The following is a 17,552-nucleotide window of genomic DNA, read 5'->3' on the forward strand; positions in this document are numbered from 1 at the left end:
AACAAGATGTTATTTAAACGACTGTGCTAAGAATCTGCGGGGCGTATCCTGATCATTTTTATCATAATATGAGGTATTGGGACTTTTGTCTTTAAAATGACTTAAAAGTGAAACTAGATTGTCATAACTGCTTTCTAAACTGAGCACGGGAAAATTCTAAAACATATTCGGATAAAGTTATGACAAATTCAGCCAGCCGACATACACGCCGTGAAGTGCTTACTTGGTTAGCCAGCATTCCATTTCTTCCACTTGGGGCAATGGCAACTTCAGCCACACTAGCAGGTTGTAACGATGATGATAAAAATACTGCAGTTAAACCGCCGATCAATCCAGCTAAATTAAAATCTGCAACATTTACGCCGATGGATGCACCAACATTGGCAAATGCAGCAGCAATGGCAACAACAACAGTTGCTTCTGGATTAGCTGTAACTTGGGATGACAATAGCAAGACTGACTACAAACTTGCCTATAAGACCTTCTTCCAAACAGGCGATATGATCAGTGATGGAAAAGGTGGGAAGATCTTGGCTGGTGGTTATTATGATATTAAAAACCAACCAATTATGGATAAATCTGTAGCTGGCAAAGAACGTCAATTCTTTTCAGATTGCCCAGATGGTACTTCATTATTGACAGTGAAAGATGCCAAGGTTGATGGTGTAAAAGGCAATCCAGTATTTGCGGTGGTGCAATTTGAATATACCACTCGTGATTTAGCTGGCAATGATATGTATGGTAAATTGCCATCACCAATTGGGGTAATTTCACTGGATCAAGATCCAAAAACAGGTCATTTAACTTTAGTTAAATATCATAATGTCGATATGTCTAAAGCACATGGTTTATGGATTACGTGTGGTGCAAGTTTATCGCCTTGGGGTACACACCTTTCAAGTGAAGAATACGAGCCAGATGCATTTGGTCAGGGCTTAGGCACTGATATGGCAACAATGAAAGCCTATAGTAAAAACGTCTATGGTGATGAAACCTCTGCGAAACCGTACAACTATGGACATTTGCCTGAAATTACAGTGAACAAAGATGGTACAGGTACTGCAAAAAAACATTATTGTTTAGGTCGTATCTCACATGAACTGATCCAAGTTATGCCAGATAATCGTACTGCGTTAATGGGTGATGACTATACCAATGGTGGTTTGTTTATGTTTGTTGCAGATAAAGAAAAAGACTTATCTGCGGGAACATTGTATGTTGCGAAGTATTTGAATGAGTTGAATGAAACCTCAACGGCACAAATTCAATGGATTAAATTGGGTCATGCAACTAGCCAAGAAATTGAAGATTTGGTGAATGTTAGAAATATTCAACCAACAGAGATCATGGAAAGCTTGGACAAAGATCCACAAGATGCAAGCTATACTAAAATCATTCTACAAAAGAAAACCATTTGGGTGAAAGTTAAGCCCGGGATGGAAAAAGCAGCGGCATTCTTAGAAACCCATCGTTATGCAGCTTTGATGGGCGGTAGTATGGCATTTACAAAAATGGAAGGCACAACAGTCAATGCCAAAGACAAAGTTGCTTATTCTGCTTTAGCCAATATTCAAGATTCAATGATCAAAGGCAATGCGGCTTGGGTCGATACGCATAACGTGTCATTCGCTAAGAAAATTTCAGCAGGTGGAATTGTTGCACATGATCTAGCAGGTTCTAAGAGTGATAAATCAGGTAGTCCAATCGTCAGTGAGTGGGTACCTTATCAATCGCATATGCTGTTAATCGGTAAGGATATTGATGCGGCTGCTGATCCACTAGGTATTGGTAACACTTCTGATCCAAACACGATTGCAAGTGCAGATAATTTAAAGTTCTCTGAAACATTCCGTACCTTATTTATTGGTGAAGACAGTGGTAACCATGTGAATAACTACTTATGGGCGTATAACGTAGACACCAAGAAATTAGATCGTATTCTTTCTTGCCCAGCAGGTGCTGAATCTACAGGTTTACATGCAGTCGATTCAATCAATGGTTGGACTTATATTATGAGTAACTTCCAGCATCCAGGGGATTGGGGTTCTTTACATAGTAAGGTTCAAGCAACTTTAGATCCTTTGATTCGTGCGAATTATAAAGACCGTTTTGCAGCAGCAGTGGGTTATTTAACAGCAGACCCGATTGCACCTTCGGTTGAGAAAAAATCTTCTTAATTTCGATTTTTGAATAAAAAAGGCAGCGAAATTTCGCTGCCTTTTTTATAAATGCCAAATTAATGATCTCGATTGGCTTTTTCAACTAAGCCAGAAAGCCCTTGACGGCGTGCAAGCTCGTTGAGTACCAATTGCACATCCAACTCAAAATAGCCAAGCATCACAATGGTATGGAACCATAGATCTGCAACTTCATAGATCAGATCATTTTTATGATCTTCACACGCTTCAGATTTAAAATCTTTTGCGGCAATGATGGTTTCAATACTTTCTTCACCAATTTTCTCTAAGATTTTATTTAAACCTTTGTGGTAAAGCTTTGCTACATAAGAAGAATCTGGGTCAGCTGCTTTACGTTCAGCCATCATTTTACCTAAATAACCCAAGACTTCTACTTGTTCAGCCTGCGCATTGGAACTATTTATGGCAATAGTATGCGGATTCGATGAAGGCTTTTCACCGTATATTGCATTTGGATCTTTTAATTGTGCATCGACAATTTCCCAACCTGTTGCAGTGAGCTTGCGATAGAAGCAAGACTCTCGACCTGTATGGCAAGCGATTCCACCATGCTGTTCGATTTGTAAGACGATGACATCTGCATCACAGTCTAAACGGATTTCGTAAACGGTTTGAAAATGGCCTGACTCCTCACCTTTAAACCATAATTTATTTCGTGAGCGAGAAAAATAAACGCCCTGCATTTTTTCAGCAGTCAGTTGTAATGCTTCACGGTTCATCCATGCCACCATCAAAATACGTCCAGTTTGATGATGTTGTGCAATAGCAGGAATAAGTCCTTGTTCGTTAAATTTTACTTCATCGAGCCATTGCAGATTGTTCATAGGATTTCACCAAGTTATAAAAAGAAAGAGCGCTACGTTGACATGGTAGCGGTTGTATAGTGTACGTTATTTCCAGCATTTTAGGAAAATATTGATTATGGATTGAGTCGAGATTAAAACGCTTGTTCACACTTTAAAATTACAGAATGGGTAACTTGAGTGCACATTATTTTTCCCTTGCCAAAGACGATCGAGCAATATCTTCATACTTCATTTGACTAAACATACCCGATTTTAATCCCGACACAGTGATTGCCATTTCTTTACGAAAATAAGGGATACGGTACATCCAAGAGAAGCTTAGATCTCGTAAACCACCTGCCCACCAAAGATCAGACTGGTATAGGGGGGTCAGTAAACGGCTTAAAAATTGATAAAATGCGGATGAGCTTTTGCGATGTTGGTGATAGCACTGCCATAGCTTTGCATAATCGATCGTTTGATTGTTTCGGGCAACTTGAACTGCTTGTCCCAAAGCCCATGCATCTAAAAGTGCCATATTTGCACCTTGTCCAAGCTGCGGGCTCATGGCATGTGCAGCGTCTCCAATGATACCGATGCGACCTTGACCAAATTTAGACAGCACTACATCGCGATAATGGGCAGAAAGCCATTGTTGCGTTTCTTCAGGATTGGCGATCACTTGCTCTAACCATTCAGCAGCGGGCTTCCAGCGTTTGGATAGCGCTTTTAACCAATCTGCACGAGCTTGTTGATGAGGTAAAAAATTTCCAAGCTGATCGGTTGGAAGACTCCAGAAGATACTGGAAAGTCGTTGCTTGGGCTGAGTGGGAATTGCACCTGTAGGTAAGATTCCCATCATGATCTTGGAGCGATCATAAAATTGGTGCAAAATTTGCGTATCGAGCTGCAAACATTCAGGCACAATGGTCCATTTGGCGCCCCAAGGGTAAGCTTGATCGATTTTAACCCATTCGATTGGTCTTAACTGGCTTCGTGCACCATTGGCAACAATAACGCTATCAAAGACTTCATCAAAAGATTCACCATTGATCCTACCCAAAACTCGGATTTCATCTGCTGATTCTTTAAGTTTTTCAATATCGGCATTCATGTGCCAAGTGATCAGTTCAGGAAATTCATGGCATTTGTTTTGCAAGACATGACATAAGCTTGCTCGATGGATACCTAAACCATAAAAATCGGGATGGGCTTGGGCATAATGACTATCTACCAGTTTAAAACCATTGGCGAGTTGTCCTTCTAAGCCTGTGACGATTGCACCGAGTTTAACCGCATCATCAAGCACACCTAAGTGCTCAAAAACTGCAAGTCCAGACGGTTGAAGCAATAAGCCTGCACCGACAGGTTCAAGCTCAGATACTTTCTCAAAAATAGTAACCTGAATATTTTGTTGTGCGAGTAAAATTGCAGTAGCAAGCCCTGCTGTTCCTGCACCGACGATGGCAAATTTTGGCGTTTTAGTTTGATTCATTATTAGAGTAAGTGCTTTGAATGATTTAAATTTAACAAAAAGCAGGGAATTAACAAGCAGAAATTTGAATCAAGCTCTTTATTTACTAGGGTTGTGGTTAAAATTATCTCAGCCTACGTTATGAAACTCGGAAATAGTCCCGCTATTCTCTTCGTTTCCTGCTTTACGACGTATACGTCTCATGCTCAATTTTAACCTACAACGCAAACCATTTATGAAATGTCAACAGACCCTAATGGATCTTAGCCAAGAATCAACACCTATAGACCAGGCCAGACACGGATTAAATTCAGTAAAAAAATAATATGTAAAGTTTGAGCCATGACTGGCTCATGTTGCAGGCTGATATCTCAAGTCATCGAGAATGCAGGTGTGATGTATTTAAGTTGTTGAAAATCATATTTATTCGCAGCTGGATGAGGTGATCAATGGGGGAGAATAATTATAAATCTAGCATCACTTTAGCAAAATTTTGTTTCTCCACCATTTCTAAAAATTCATCACCTAGTCGCTGACTTTCTGCCACAGACTGCTTCCACAATTGTTTTCGCTTCTGATCATCCAGACCTTTCATCACAAAATCTTTACGATCTGGTAAACGTCCTAAAGGTAAAGATTTTAAATAGTCTTGAGAAGGCGAGATCAGTAAAGTCCGTGCTTGGTTTGCAGGATTGGCTGTGCGAGATTTAAACATTTTGTCAAACCAGCCTGGGATGATGCTGTCGGCAAAATGTGGATATAAAACAATCCCTTTACTTTCAAAAGGCAAATCAATGTGATAGTCGATCAAACCGCCATCTCGATACGCGCCTTGTGGCGCATCGGCAATATTTTTTACCGCAGGTGTAACTGCAGGAATCGAACCTGAGGCCATCAACCAATCCGCAACATTGTGCTGATTAAAATTTAAATAATGAGTTTTAAAAGCGTCATCCTGAATTTTAAATTGTGGGAACTGTGCAGGCTGACAGATGACCCGTTGCATAAATTTATTCAGATGGTTTCTTGAAATTGCATTACTGCCGATAATGCCGAGTAAGGAACTATACAGTGCAAGCTTTTGATCACTTTGAAATAAATGTTCTGCTTTGGCTGCGATAATCGTAAGGTGATATTCGGGATGTTCGACCAATTTTTGGCTGTGTTGGTCTAAAATGCTGTACAGCATCTCGCGAGATATTTTCTCAATCTCTGCAATGGTCATCTTTTTATGAAAGGGCAAGTTGATATATAACTCAGCCAAACGTTCAGGACCGAGTTGTTCACCTTGCGCTAAAATTCCAGCAAAGCGCCATGCACCGACGGATGAACCGATTAAAAAGCGTCGTTGTTTGGCACGCTTTAGAAAATCACCGAAAATCGCCTGATCCAAGCCCATTAAACCAATGCCTTTAGGGCCACCAGCTGCGCCGGGAATCATATCGACTTGATGTGCAGATAAGCCTTCTTGTTGTATGTGTTGTTTGGCGAGTGAGCCTGCACGTAAGGTGATTGCTGCAGGGCGTTTTTGTAGAATTTGGGTCATGATTTCACTCACTCAAACGAATATTTTTTATTTTAGAGTGCGTGATAGATTGAACAATGGCGAGAGCTGTCACTCGGTGACTTAGCAGTCATAGACAAAAAAGCCTATTCATTGAATAGGCTGAATCGTGTTATTTGGCAATCCGCCAAACTGCTAAAACAGTGGTCAAGACGATTAAAAAACTACCATCTGACTTTTCCCTTAAGAGCTCCCAATGAATAACTCTTATTGTATATAGGCTATTTCAACTAAAATATTTTTCTAATTGTCTACTTGGACACTCTAAAAATTCTTCAAATGTACATAGATCTCTAAGATCATTATGCTCTATATCGTAATAGGCTATTTTTTTAGACTTAGGATTCCAAACAATATTTATATCCGTGAAATCACCTGTAGTCTTTGAAATGCGGAGTAGTTTTTGTTTTTTGACCTTAAATGGGACGGTTTCTATCAATGAAAAAAACTCAATAAACTTAAAATCAGATTGAGATAAATTAATATGTAATTTATCTCCTTGTAAAAAAGTTATGAGATTTTTAGGTAACTTATAGGGTTTTAATTCGTCTAATTTATTATTTAGGCTATGAAAATCTGCTGGTTCTATTGATTTAAAAAAATCAGCCATTTCTCGATCACCTTTTTCTACAGCTATGCTATATGGACGCATTCCGTCTTTTTCAGTTATGGTTACATCGGCACCGTGCTTTACCAGATATTTACACATGTCTAGATCTACATATCTTGCTGCAACGCATAATGGCGTTGGCTTAAAGGGATAAACCATATCGGGTTTGTTGTAATTGATGTCAACATGATGAGAAATAAAGAATTCCAATACATTATAGTTTTTATCACTCACAGCTTTACGGAATGCTTCTCCTCCATATTGTTTTACTGTGTGACCTAGTTCGTGGATAACAGGTAGGTTTTCGTAACGTTTCCCATAAAGAGCTTGCTGAAATGCTTCGGATTTCACATTGTTTACTTCATTGATTTTGGCACCATGAGCAACCATATAACGAGTGATATCTTCACTACAATATCGAACAGCAGATAAAAAACTTGGATTATGTTTTACATTAAGATTTACACCTTTTTTAATCAACCATTTTACGGAATCGAAATTCTCCATTATCAAGGCAAAGTCAAGTGGTGTCTGCTCTATATACTCACACAATGAAATACTTTCTTCTATATTCCAACCTTGTGCAAAGTATTCATCCAAAGAAGGAATATTTCCTGTTATAAGATCATTGACTATAGGTGGAATTGTTTCGTATGTTCCAATATCTTTTATGGTTATCATCATTTATTCAACTTGGGATTAGTATTTTTAGCTTGCGTACCATGATTCGTGGCTTTGTGTTTGGGTGAGAAACCTTAGTTTCGATATCATAACTAAAGTTAAATTGAAAAACTATTGTCCAATTTTACACATCTTGTTTCGATATTTTGGACCCAGTCTAGCTGATAGCAAACAACTTGTTATTTCAATTTTTGTTTTACCATCTGGTTTTATTTTCTTTTATATAATTTCTACAAACTCTTTAAATGGCATTTGACATTCTCTAAATATAAATATTATATTCATAATTTTCTTCCTATTTTTAGTCAATAATAAAGTAAAGGATAATCGTTCGAACAGTAATAAAAATATTAGTTTAGTGCGCGACATCAATCAAAACTACTTAGTAATCGTGTTGAAAATAGAAGCACAAATTTTTAAGTTTGTTTTCACGATATAGACCATTCTCAGCTCGTTAAATTACAACAACTGAAAATATAATGATTTATCGCTAGTTTTGATTGTCCAATTTTTTTTAAAATTAACCCTTTTTTATTTAGGTTTCGGCTTTACTCACTTGGCAATCCGCCAAACTGCTAAAACAGTGGTCAAGACAATCAAGACAATTGAAATATACCACGGTGCAATGATTGCAATAGAAAGCAAAATAGCCATGATACTGCCGAAAATCCAGCTACGTTTTTGTTGCTGTTCCACTTCTAAACGCATCATTTGCAACTCATGCAGTTGTTTAGCATGCCATGCAGATTGATTTTTTAAACCATTTAAGCTGTCAACCATCAAGGTTGGGAAATCCTGTGCGCCTAAAAGTAAATCAGGAATTTTCTGTCCTAACTCTTTTAAGTTTTTCTGAGGATTCATTTGTGCTTTTACCCATTCGGTGAGAATCGGTTTTGCCAGTTTCCAAATGTCGAGTTCAGGATATAAATCGGTACCTAAACCTTCCACATGTACCAACGTTTTGAGTAATAACATCAATTGTGGTGGAATTTCTAAATGGAAACGACGCGCAATGTCCATGACTTGAATCAAGATACCCGCAAAGTCCAATTCATGCATCGGTTTAGACACCATTGGTCCAACAGTGCGGCGCATTTCACGGGATAGCGCATCTTGATCGGTACCCGGTGGAATCCAGCCCGCCTGATGCACAATTTGAATCAGTTGTAAGAAGTCGCTGTTCATGACCGCAAGCAACATACGTGCAACGGTCATCTGATCTTGTTTAGATAGCTCACCCATAATTGCACAGTCAAGGGCAATATAACGAGGGTGGCTTGGATTTAATGTTTCAACAAATACGTTGCCGGGATGCATGTCGGCATGGAAGAAATTGTCACGAAATACTTGCGTAAAGAAAATCGTTAAACCCTTTTCAGCAAGATCTTTACGATCCATTCCGAGCTTTTCAAAGGTTTCAATATCCGAAATGGGAACGCCAGTGATCCGCTCAGCAACCATAACATCTTTGCTGTCCATATAGACTTCAGGCACATACATCATGCTTGAACCCGTGAAGTAATGACGCATACGACGGGTATTATCTGCTTCTAGTGTAAGATCCAGTTCATTTAAGATCACTTGACGATAATTCTGGATGATTTCAGACAAATGCACTGCACGAGCTGCTTCAAGCCGTTTTTCTAAGCTTGCTCCAAGCCATTGCAGAATCTCAAAATCCTGTAGAATCTGACTGCGAATATCTGGACGAGTGACTTTCACCACCACTTCACGACCATCATGGAGCGCAGCAGTATGGACTTGTGCAATAGATGCAGCAGCCAAAGGTTGCTCATCAAAACGGGCAAAAATTGTAGAAATATTGGCTTTCAGTGATTGCTCAATACGCGCTTTTGCAATATTGACCTCGAAGGGTTTAACCCGATCTTGTAATAAAACCAATTGTTGTAAAATTTCAGGTGGAATTAAATCACGACGCGTAGAAAGTAATTGCCCTAGCTTAATTGCTAAAGGCCCCATTTCTTCTAATGCTTCTTTAAGCTTGAGCGGGTTTTTACGTTCTTTGCTTGACCATGCCGCAGGGTGTAAGCGAATTAAAGCTAAAGCATGCCGAGCTTTTTCAGGTAATTCTTCCGCAGGGACCAGTGTGTCGAGTCTATAGTGCGCGGCGATGCGCCAAAGTTCGAATAAACGGGCAATATGCGGAATCATATATTAAATTACCTGATCTTGATTTTGAGTAAAGTGAGATTGAAGTTGCTGAATTTTTGCTTCAAGTCGGTCAATATTTTGGTTCAGTTGACGGGTATCTTGTTGCAGATCATCCATTTGCCAACGCGGAGCCAATACCCCCGTATCTTCTTTTAAAAAGTCTTCTACAAAAAATAAATGACTTTGCAGTGAGCGTTTGAGATGCTTTGGCGCCAGTTGGATTTTGCCAATTTCATGCGCGAGTGCAGGACCAATCCACGGGCTAAGCTGGGCTGCCAAATCAGGCTCAAGCTGTTGGATAATATTTTGAATATCCTGTAACAGGTGATAATCACCTTGTAGGGGAATATTGCCAATATCATCCGCAACAAATAATTTAGCCAATTCAACAACATTCTTTACATGTAATGTTGCTGTCGCTTCTGCAATCGCAACATTTTTGTCAAAAGGACGTTGTTCAAAAATTGAAGGTGTTTCGCTTTTACCAGTCACAGTCGGTTCAAGACGGATTTTATTTTGATCAAAGTAAACATCGACAGAAAGCTGAGGCGTATCCATCACGACACGTAACAGTTTGCCTTGTAACTGATTAAATTGGATGCGGGTAATTGCATCCAAATTAATAAACTGATTGATTAATCGTTCAACTGCACCGAGTGCCAGAATTGACCACATAATTCAACCTTGCTTGTTATATCTTGGGGAAATTACAGTTTAAAGCCACGGTGTACCGCCACAATACCACCGGTTAAATTGTGGTAATCACAGTTTTGGAAACCAGCATTTTCCATCATACCTTTTAAGGTACGTTGGTCTGGATGCATACGAATAGATTCGGCCAAATACTTATAACTTTCTGCATCATTGGCAACAACTTTGCCCATAAATGGTAAAGCCGTGAAAGAATAGAAGTCATATAGCTTTGAAAATGGTTCAAATACTGGTTTTGAGAACTCAAGTATCAATAAACGACCACCTGGCTTTAATACACGATACATCGCTTGGAGTGCAGCATCTTTATCGGTCACGTTACGTAGACCAAAGCTGATAGTGAGCAAGTCAAAACTATTGTCTGCAAAGGGCTCTAAGGTTTCAGCATTGGCCAATACAAAATCAACATTGGTACAGCCAGCATCAATCAAACGATCACGACCAACATTCAACATGGACTCGTTAATATCGGATAAAACCACATGACCTGTTGGACCAACTTCACGGCTGAAAACTTTGGCTAAGTCACCTGTACCGCCTGCAATATCAAGCACGTGCTGACCACGACGTACACCTGACATATTAATCGCAAAGCGTTTCCAGAGGCGGTGAATACCAAATGACATTAAATCATTCATAATGTCGTATTTGCTTGCGACAGAATGGAAGACTTCAGCGACTTTTTGCGCTTTTTCTTCACTATTAACAGTTTTGTAGCCGAAATGCGTGGTTGCACCGACATTACCAGTATTGGCACCACGGGGTAGGTTGTATTTTGGCACAGTCCCAGAAACTGGCGTATCTACCAGTTGTTGCTGCAAGGACTGTTGTTGACCTTGTGGAGTACCTTGCGGTAATGGTTCTGTTAGAAATGGACTCACTTTGTCTGTATTCGTTGCCGTTTCAGCAGGGGCTGTAGGCTTTTGGTTTTCATTCGACATTTGAGTCACTCCTGAACACAAAAATGGGAAATTTTATATTGCTCTGCATAATGACAGATTCTGCATAATTTTGCAGTCCTCATCATGAAATTGTTATGAATAATATACAAAAACCGATCTTAGAGATCGGTTTGATACAGCCAAAAATTAAATTAATCCTGAAATGGATTGGGATCTCCAGCATGCACTTTTTCGACAATATCACGTTCTTTTAGGGTAAATGCATGGATAAAATCAGCTGCAGATTTCATCGGTTTCATCGCAATAAAACCTTCGCCAATAAAGTCATACATCAATTCAAATTTATATTTGATTGCAGTGCCTTTACACATTTTAAATGCAGTATGCATAATGAATGAACGCATGTATTTGTCTAGTGCACCACCCAAATCATCCAATAAACCCAGCTGTTGTTGACGGGCTTCTGCTTGATCTAATTTCAGCAAGGTCAGTCGCATCATTTCATCATCAATCACTTGATCAACAGGGTAATCCTTGAGTAATTGTGCCGCGACTTGTTCATCGAGTTGCATAGCAAGTACCGCCAATCCAACAGATTTTAAACCGGTCTTAATGGCATTTTCAGGGAGAATTTTTTCTGCTTTATGTGCATATTTTAATAAACGTTCAATCTGTATCGCCAAATCATCAAATTCAGGTCCACCATATAAGCGGTTGATAAAATATTTTGCCATCAATTGATTTTCTTTTTGATTGAATAGCGCATGATGAGTCTTTTCAATACGCATTTTTAACCAGTCTTGTGCTTCATGCAGGCGTTTTTCTAGAATTGGGTCAGTGTGATAACTCAATTGTTGATATTGTTCTAAAAGCTGATCAAGTGCAGCAAGTTTTGACATACAAAAACTCTAGATTTCGTTTAGTAACAGCATAAAGGCAGTTGGCACGTATCACTATGACAAAAGTTAAAAAACAATAGAGAAATATGGTCAGTGGCTTTTTAAATAGCCAATATCAAAGATTTTATACAGAAAAATAATATAACTCTATTTTAGGGAATGGGTATACTCAGTTGAAGTTTCAGACCATAGAGAAGCAGATGATTGAAGAACAATTAGCGTTTGCATTACGTGATGAAGAAGAGTTATCCGTTGATCTGATTGAGGCACAATATGCCTTAAAGAATTCTAAAGATAAAAATAATGCCAAAAGCTTGGTTATTTTAGTCAGTGGTATCGAGCTTGCGGGGAAAGGGGAAGCGGTTAAACAATTACGTGAATGGGTTGATCCTCGCTACTTACGGGTTAAAGCAGATCCAGCCAGTTTATTTAGTAGTAAACAAAGTTTTTGGCAGCCTTATGCACGGCACATTCCATCAGAAGGGCAAATTCAGTTGTTTTTTGGCAATTGGTACAGTGACTTATTGTCAACAGCGATGCATGTTTCTAAACCCTTAGATGAAACCTTGTTCGATACCTATATTGAAAATATGCGTGCTTATGAACAAGACCTAAAAAATAATCATGTCGATGTGATTAAAATCTGGTTTGATCTACCATGGAAAAGCTTACAAAAGCGTTTAGATTCAATGGATGCGTCTGAACAGCGTTGGCATAAGTTAATGGGTTTGGATTGGCGGAATAAAAAACAATACGACATTGTGCAAAAATTACGTCAACGTTTTACTGATGATTGGTATGTGATTGATTGCGAAGATTGTGTTGCACGAGATCAACAATTTGCTCAGTATATTTTGCAAGCGTTAAAGCAGTTGCCTCGACATAAAACAGCGGTGAGAACCAAGTGGAAACAGGCAACTGTACCTGAGTCGTTATTGCAACCCGCGACAGAAGAACTGGATAAAGACCAATACAAAGCTGAATTAAAGAAATTAACCAAAAAAGTGTCGGAAGCGCTACGCAATGATTCACGCAATGTCATTATTACCTTTGAAGGCATGGATGCAGCTGGTAAAGGTGGGGCAATCAAGCGGATTGTGAAAAATCTTGATCCACGTGAATACGAGATTTATACCATTGCTGCACCAGAACAGTATGAATTGCGTCGACCCTATTTATGGCGGTTTTGGACCAAGATTCAACCCGAGGAAAAGATCAGTATTTTTGATCGTACTTGGTATGGTCGAGTATTGGTTGAACGTATTGAAGGCTTTGCCAAGCCCGCGGAATGGCAACGTGCCTATGATGAAATTAATCGCTTTGAAAAAGATTTAACCGATAATCAAACCGTGTTGGTTAAATTTTGGTTGGCAATCAGCAAAGATGAACAAGAAGCACGTTTTAAAGCACGTGAACAAACACCGCATAAACGCTTTAAAATTACCCCTGATGACTGGCGAAATCGTGGACACTGGGACGATTATTTAAATGCTGCTGCGGATATGTTTGAACGAACTGATACCGAGTATGCGCCGTGGCATTTGGTTGCGACCAATGATAAGTACACAGCACGTATTCAAATCCTTAAAACGATTTTAAAGCAGTTAAAAGCGGATTGATTGTTTGCTAGTAACAGCTAAGTTGAGGTTATAAACAGTATCGCACTAAAGAATAGATGCTCTTATTCTACGCTTTAGTGTGATACCTATCATAATGATCAATGGGGCAAAAGATCCTAATCTAATGGATGCCCCAGAATTTTTTTAAGTAAAAATTTTAAAGCAATTTTTTCGGCGGGATTTAATGCGGCTAGGGTTAAATCACTAATACTTGCCGCAATTGGAATCGCTTGCGAAAGCTCTTGGATGCCCGATGGTGTAATATGAATCAGCACCTTGCGTTTGTCATGTTGATCAGGATCTTGTGAAATAAAAAGCTTGTCTTTTAATCGCTGGATAATGCCACGAATGGTTGCTTGGTCGATACCGGTTTCCTCAACCAGTTCTTTTTGTGAACATTCTTTTAATTTATTAATGGCATAAAGTACAGCGAACTGAACCGAAGTAAGGCGAGTTTCATCCAAACTTTGTTGAAAAATCGTTAAATGATGAAAGTAAGTCCGTCTAAGTAAATATCCCACTTGTTCTTCAATTACATATTCATCATTCATGTTTGACTTCTTTATCATGTGAGGAAAATTAGACCCGAAGATTTAAAATATTGAAGATTTTTAAAAACTTTAATAGGGCTAGTATAAAGGGATTGCATAAAAATAACGACCATAATGCTACTTGGTCGTTATGCTTTGGTTGAGTTTTAGTGGCTCGTTTTTAGCGTTAACTAAGCGCTATAGGAACGCCTTGATCAACAACCACTAAATCATCGAGTTTCACTGTGCAGTTACGAAGTGGAATATCCATATGACATGGTGTCTTGCGGCTACCACCTACTTCTGTGTTGGGTCCCGTTGAAAATAAAAAGTTACCATTAAAAGCACGTGCATCCATACACATTCCATCATTTTTATCATGCAAACCCATCGCTGTCCATTGTGCTCGAGGTTGTAAGCCCCAACCAATGTGTGAAATTCCATACACCTCTGGATCATTAAAATATTTCATATAATCACGAAGATATTCTGCTTCAAATCCACCATGAATTTGAGTAATTACCCCCTTTTCGATTTCTAAAGTGACTCTTTCACGGGCATAGGTTTTAAAGGGTAATAAAATATCACCAATATCTAAAACCAAGATGCCTTCTGCCATATTTTCATTGGGCCAAGTGAATAAGAAACCACTCGGCCAGTGATCCCAGCGCCCAACTTCGTCAGCAAAGCCATATTCAGTTACAGCAGGGTATTGCCCAAGCGGAGCATAAAAATCTGTGCCTGCCTTTGAGGTTACATGCATACTTTTCGCTTTCTTTAAGTATTTTTCAGCAGTTTGAACCCGATGTTTGTCTTCTTGTGTGGGCAGCATACGAGCGAGAATTTCTGGGGGTTCCACGGCCAGTAAAATTCGTGTTCCTGTTTTTAAAATCTGTTCTTGTTCTGGTGAGTGCAGCAACATCATGGTGTCGATGATGAGGTCGACAGATTCAAGTGCTTGTTGTGCAGCAAAATTACCCGTTAATGCAGTATCACCACAATAAGCGGTCATATCGTTCCCCATGGCTTGGGGGTGATTAAATGAAGGTAATTCTAAAATAAACACTTTAGCTTTTAACCGACATGCTGCATCAAGTGCGGCTTGAACGGTTTGTTGATGTGAATAATGACTTTTTAAAATCGCCACACTTTGTGTTTCATTGACCTTGGATAAGGTTAAAACATGCTCAAACATTTGGGTCAGTTCAGTGTTATTTACAGGCATGATGGTGCTCCTTTTTCATCGCTGTTTTTTGTATTTTTAAAGAGTATACACTTTGATAATATAAAATGTACATTTATTACATCATTGTAATTAAATTAATTATTAAGAATAAACAAATATTTAATTGATTTTATGGGTTGAGATTTGTTTGAGAATTTAAAGTGTATAGACTTTAATATTATCGTGAGGTATATCTATTAAAAGAAAAATTTGTTTGATGGAGTAAACAATGAATAAAGCAAAAAAAATTGCAGTGATTGGTGCAGGTCTTGGTGGCGCTTCAATGGGGCTACTGCTACAGAGAGCGGGTTTTGATGTTGATGTCTATGAACAAGCAACAGAATTTTCTCGTTTAGGTGCTGGTATTCATATTGGCCCAAACATTATGAAAATCTTTCGAGAAATGGGCTTGGAGCAAAACTTGGAAGACATGGGATGTCATCCAACGCATTGGGTCAGCCGCGATGGAAATACCGCAGACTATATGTCCAATGTCAGTTTGACCGGGTACGGGGCGACCTATATCACGATTCATCGTGGTGATATGCATGCTCGACAAATCGAAGCTTTACAGCAAGACAAATTACATTTTGCCAAGCGCTTAAGTGCTGTTGTTCAAAAGTTAGATGGGATAACGCTAAGCTTTGAAGATGGCACCGTGAGTGATGTTGATATTGTGATTGGTGCTGATGGGATTAACTCAAAAATCCGAGAAATCATTCTTGGACCAGAAGCACCTTTATACAGTGGCTGGGTTGCGCACCGTGCCATGATTAAAGGAGAACAATTAGAGAAATTAAAACAGCAATTTGATTTAGATGACTGTGTCAAATGGTGGTATGAGGATCGTCATATGATGGCCTATTACACCACTAAAGAACGTGATGAGTACTACTTTGTTACAGGTGTGCCTCATCCAGCATGGGATTTCCAAGGGCAAAGTTTTGTACCATGTTCAAAACAAGAACTATTTGAAACATTTAAAGATTTTCATCCAACCATCCAAGCCATGATTGAAGCCAGTGAAGATATTACCAAGTGGCCATTAAACAATCGTAATCCATTACCGATATGGAGCAATGGCCGTATGGTGTTGCTCGGTGATGCTTGTCACCCCATGAAACCGCATATGGCACAAGGCGCAGGTATGGCGATTGAAGATGCCGCAATGCTCACGCGTTGTTTGCTGCAAACAGGTTTAGACAACTATCAAGAGGCGTTCAAATTATATGAACAAAATCGTAAACAACGTGCCAGTCGAGTGCAAGAAGTTTCCAATGCCAATACCTTCTTAAAAAGCCAAGAAGATCCAACTTGGGTGTATGGATATGATGTATATGCACAAGCGTTAAATGAGGAGGAGACCGTATGAGTCAATTCCTGTATGGGTCAAATGTAGCGGCCAATCAAGTCCGTTTACATTATCTTCGTTATGGTGGGAAAGGGCATGCTTTGGTGTTGATCCCCGGGATTACCAGTCCTGCCATTACCTGGGGATTTGTAGCGGAGAAATTAGCTCAATTTTTTGATGTCTATGTTTTGGATATTCGAGGCAGAGGCTTGTCTTCTTCGGGGGAGCATCTGCAATATGACACTGATACCTGCGCACAAGATATTCTGGATTTTGTTAAAAAATTAGACTTGGAATCTTATTATTTGGTTGGGCACTCGATGGGTGCGCGTTTTGCGATTCGCTGTGCTGCATTTGAGCCCAAAGGTTTGAAAAAAATAGTCTTAATTGATCCTCCTGTCTCAGGTCCAGGACGGCGTGCTTACCCGAGCCAGCTATCCTGGTATGTCGACTCTATTCAGCAATCTATTCAGGGTATGAATGCGGAAGACATGAAGCAATATTGCCCATCTTGGACTTTAGCGCAAAGACAATTGCGCGCAGAGTGGCTACATAGTTGTTATTTACCAGCCGTTATCAAGTCTTTTCATGATTTTCATCATATTGATATTCATCAATATATCCCAAAAGTCAAAGTGCCAACTTTATTGATGGTGGCTGGCAAAGGTGATGTGATCTTGGCAGGCGATATTGCAGAAATCCAATTGCTTAATTCACGAATTTTGGTGAATTGTGTGAAAAATGCAGGGCATATGATTCCTTGGGATGATTTAAATGGGTTCTTAACAGGCTTTTCAGATTTTTTAGAACAGAGGCTTATTTAAGGAGGAA

Annotated in this window: 14 protein-coding genes; 4 read left to right on the forward strand and 10 right to left on the reverse strand. The window is 39.3% G+C overall.

Annotated elements, in window-relative coordinates; all coding sequences use genetic code 11:
• The first annotated feature begins 179 nt into the window (after positions 1–179).
• The gene (locus GJV03_RS03130; RefSeq protein WP_154129441.1) at positions 180–2,177 is read left to right on the forward strand and encodes an alkaline phosphatase PhoX; all 1,998 of its coding nucleotides are present in this window, start codon (positions 180–182) and stop codon (positions 2,175–2,177) included.
• A gap of 59 nt (positions 2,178–2,236) precedes the next feature.
• Here GJV03_RS03130 and hisIE read toward each other — a convergent pair whose 3' ends face one another.
• From hisIE to GJV03_RS03170, 8 genes are all read right to left on the reverse strand, one after another.
• Positions 2,237–3,022 carry a bifunctional phosphoribosyl-AMP cyclohydrolase/phosphoribosyl-ATP diphosphatase HisIE gene (gene hisIE / locus GJV03_RS03135; protein WP_154129442.1) on the reverse strand — a complete coding sequence of 262 codons (786 nt, stop codon included), beginning with the start codon at positions 3,020–3,022 and terminating at the stop codon, positions 2,237–2,239.
• Positions 3,023–3,188: 166 nt separating this feature from the next.
• Positions 3,189–4,478, reverse strand: a complete 1,290-nt coding sequence (locus tag GJV03_RS03140; RefSeq protein WP_154129443.1) for an NAD(P)/FAD-dependent oxidoreductase — start codon at positions 4,476–4,478, stop codon at positions 3,189–3,191.
• Positions 4,479–4,920: 442 nt separating this feature from the next.
• Positions 4,921–6,003, reverse strand: a complete 1,083-nt coding sequence (locus GJV03_RS03145; protein WP_154129444.1) for a patatin-like phospholipase family protein — start codon at positions 6,001–6,003, stop codon at positions 4,921–4,923.
• 244 nt (positions 6,004–6,247) lie between these two features.
• Positions 6,248–7,315: an ankyrin repeat domain-containing protein gene (locus GJV03_RS03150; RefSeq protein WP_216070002.1), complete on the reverse strand. Its 1,068-nt coding sequence runs from the start codon at positions 7,313–7,315 to the stop codon at positions 6,248–6,250.
• 549 nt (positions 7,316–7,864) lie between these two features.
• Positions 7,865–9,484 (reverse strand): AarF/UbiB family protein, encoded by a 1,620-nt coding sequence (locus tag GJV03_RS03155; RefSeq protein WP_105713844.1) that lies wholly within the window; start codon positions 9,482–9,484, stop codon positions 7,865–7,867.
• 3 nt (positions 9,485–9,487) lie between these two features.
• Positions 9,488–10,159 carry a hypothetical protein gene (locus GJV03_RS03160; RefSeq protein WP_004725474.1) on the reverse strand — a complete coding sequence of 224 codons (672 nt, stop codon included), beginning with the start codon at positions 10,157–10,159 and terminating at the stop codon, positions 9,488–9,490.
• 32 nt (positions 10,160–10,191) lie between these two features.
• Positions 10,192–11,136 carry a bifunctional demethylmenaquinone methyltransferase/2-methoxy-6-polyprenyl-1,4-benzoquinol methylase UbiE gene (gene ubiE, locus GJV03_RS03165; protein WP_004725476.1) on the reverse strand — a complete coding sequence of 315 codons (945 nt, stop codon included), beginning with the start codon at positions 11,134–11,136 and terminating at the stop codon, positions 10,192–10,194.
• 152 nt (positions 11,137–11,288) lie between these two features.
• Positions 11,289–11,996, reverse strand: coding sequence for a hypothetical protein (locus GJV03_RS03170; protein ID WP_004725477.1), 708 nt, complete (start codon positions 11,994–11,996; stop codon positions 11,289–11,291).
• Positions 11,997–12,196: 200 nt separating this feature from the next.
• Between GJV03_RS03170 and GJV03_RS03175 the strand changes: the two genes are divergently transcribed.
• Positions 12,197–13,615 (forward strand): phosphate--AMP phosphotransferase, encoded by a 1,419-nt coding sequence (locus GJV03_RS03175; RefSeq protein WP_154129445.1) that lies wholly within the window; start codon positions 12,197–12,199, stop codon positions 13,613–13,615.
• Between the two features lie 116 nt (positions 13,616–13,731).
• Here the strand turns inward: GJV03_RS03175 and GJV03_RS03180 are convergent, their stop codons facing one another.
• Together GJV03_RS03180 and GJV03_RS03185 are read right to left on the reverse strand one after the other, a co-directional pair.
• A complete protein-coding gene (locus GJV03_RS03180) occupies positions 13,732–14,166 on the reverse strand; it encodes a MarR family winged helix-turn-helix transcriptional regulator (protein WP_004725483.1) in 435 nt (144 codons plus the stop codon).
• A 166-nt stretch (positions 14,167–14,332) separates the two neighbouring features.
• Positions 14,333–15,370, reverse strand: a complete 1,038-nt coding sequence (locus GJV03_RS03185; protein WP_154129446.1) for a 2,5-dihydroxypyridine 5,6-dioxygenase — start codon at positions 15,368–15,370, stop codon at positions 14,333–14,335.
• A gap of 229 nt (positions 15,371–15,599) precedes the next feature.
• Here GJV03_RS03185 and GJV03_RS03190 point away from each other — a divergent pair, with 229 nt between their 5' ends.
• Entirely contained in the window at positions 15,600–16,742 is a 1,143-nt protein-coding gene (locus GJV03_RS03190; RefSeq protein ID WP_154129447.1) for an FAD-dependent monooxygenase, read from the forward strand.
• Positions 16,739–17,545 carry an alpha/beta hydrolase gene (locus GJV03_RS03195; protein ID WP_154129448.1) on the forward strand — a complete coding sequence of 269 codons (807 nt, stop codon included), beginning with the start codon at positions 16,739–16,741 and terminating at the stop codon, positions 17,543–17,545. Before GJV03_RS03190 ends, GJV03_RS03195 begins: the two co-directional genes overlap by 4 nt.
• The last annotated feature ends 7 nt before the right edge of the window (positions 17,546–17,552 follow it).

The organism is Acinetobacter sp. RIT698, from assembly GCF_009668065.1.
GTDB classification, from domain to species: domain Bacteria; phylum Pseudomonadota; class Gammaproteobacteria; order Pseudomonadales; family Moraxellaceae; genus Acinetobacter; species Acinetobacter guillouiae.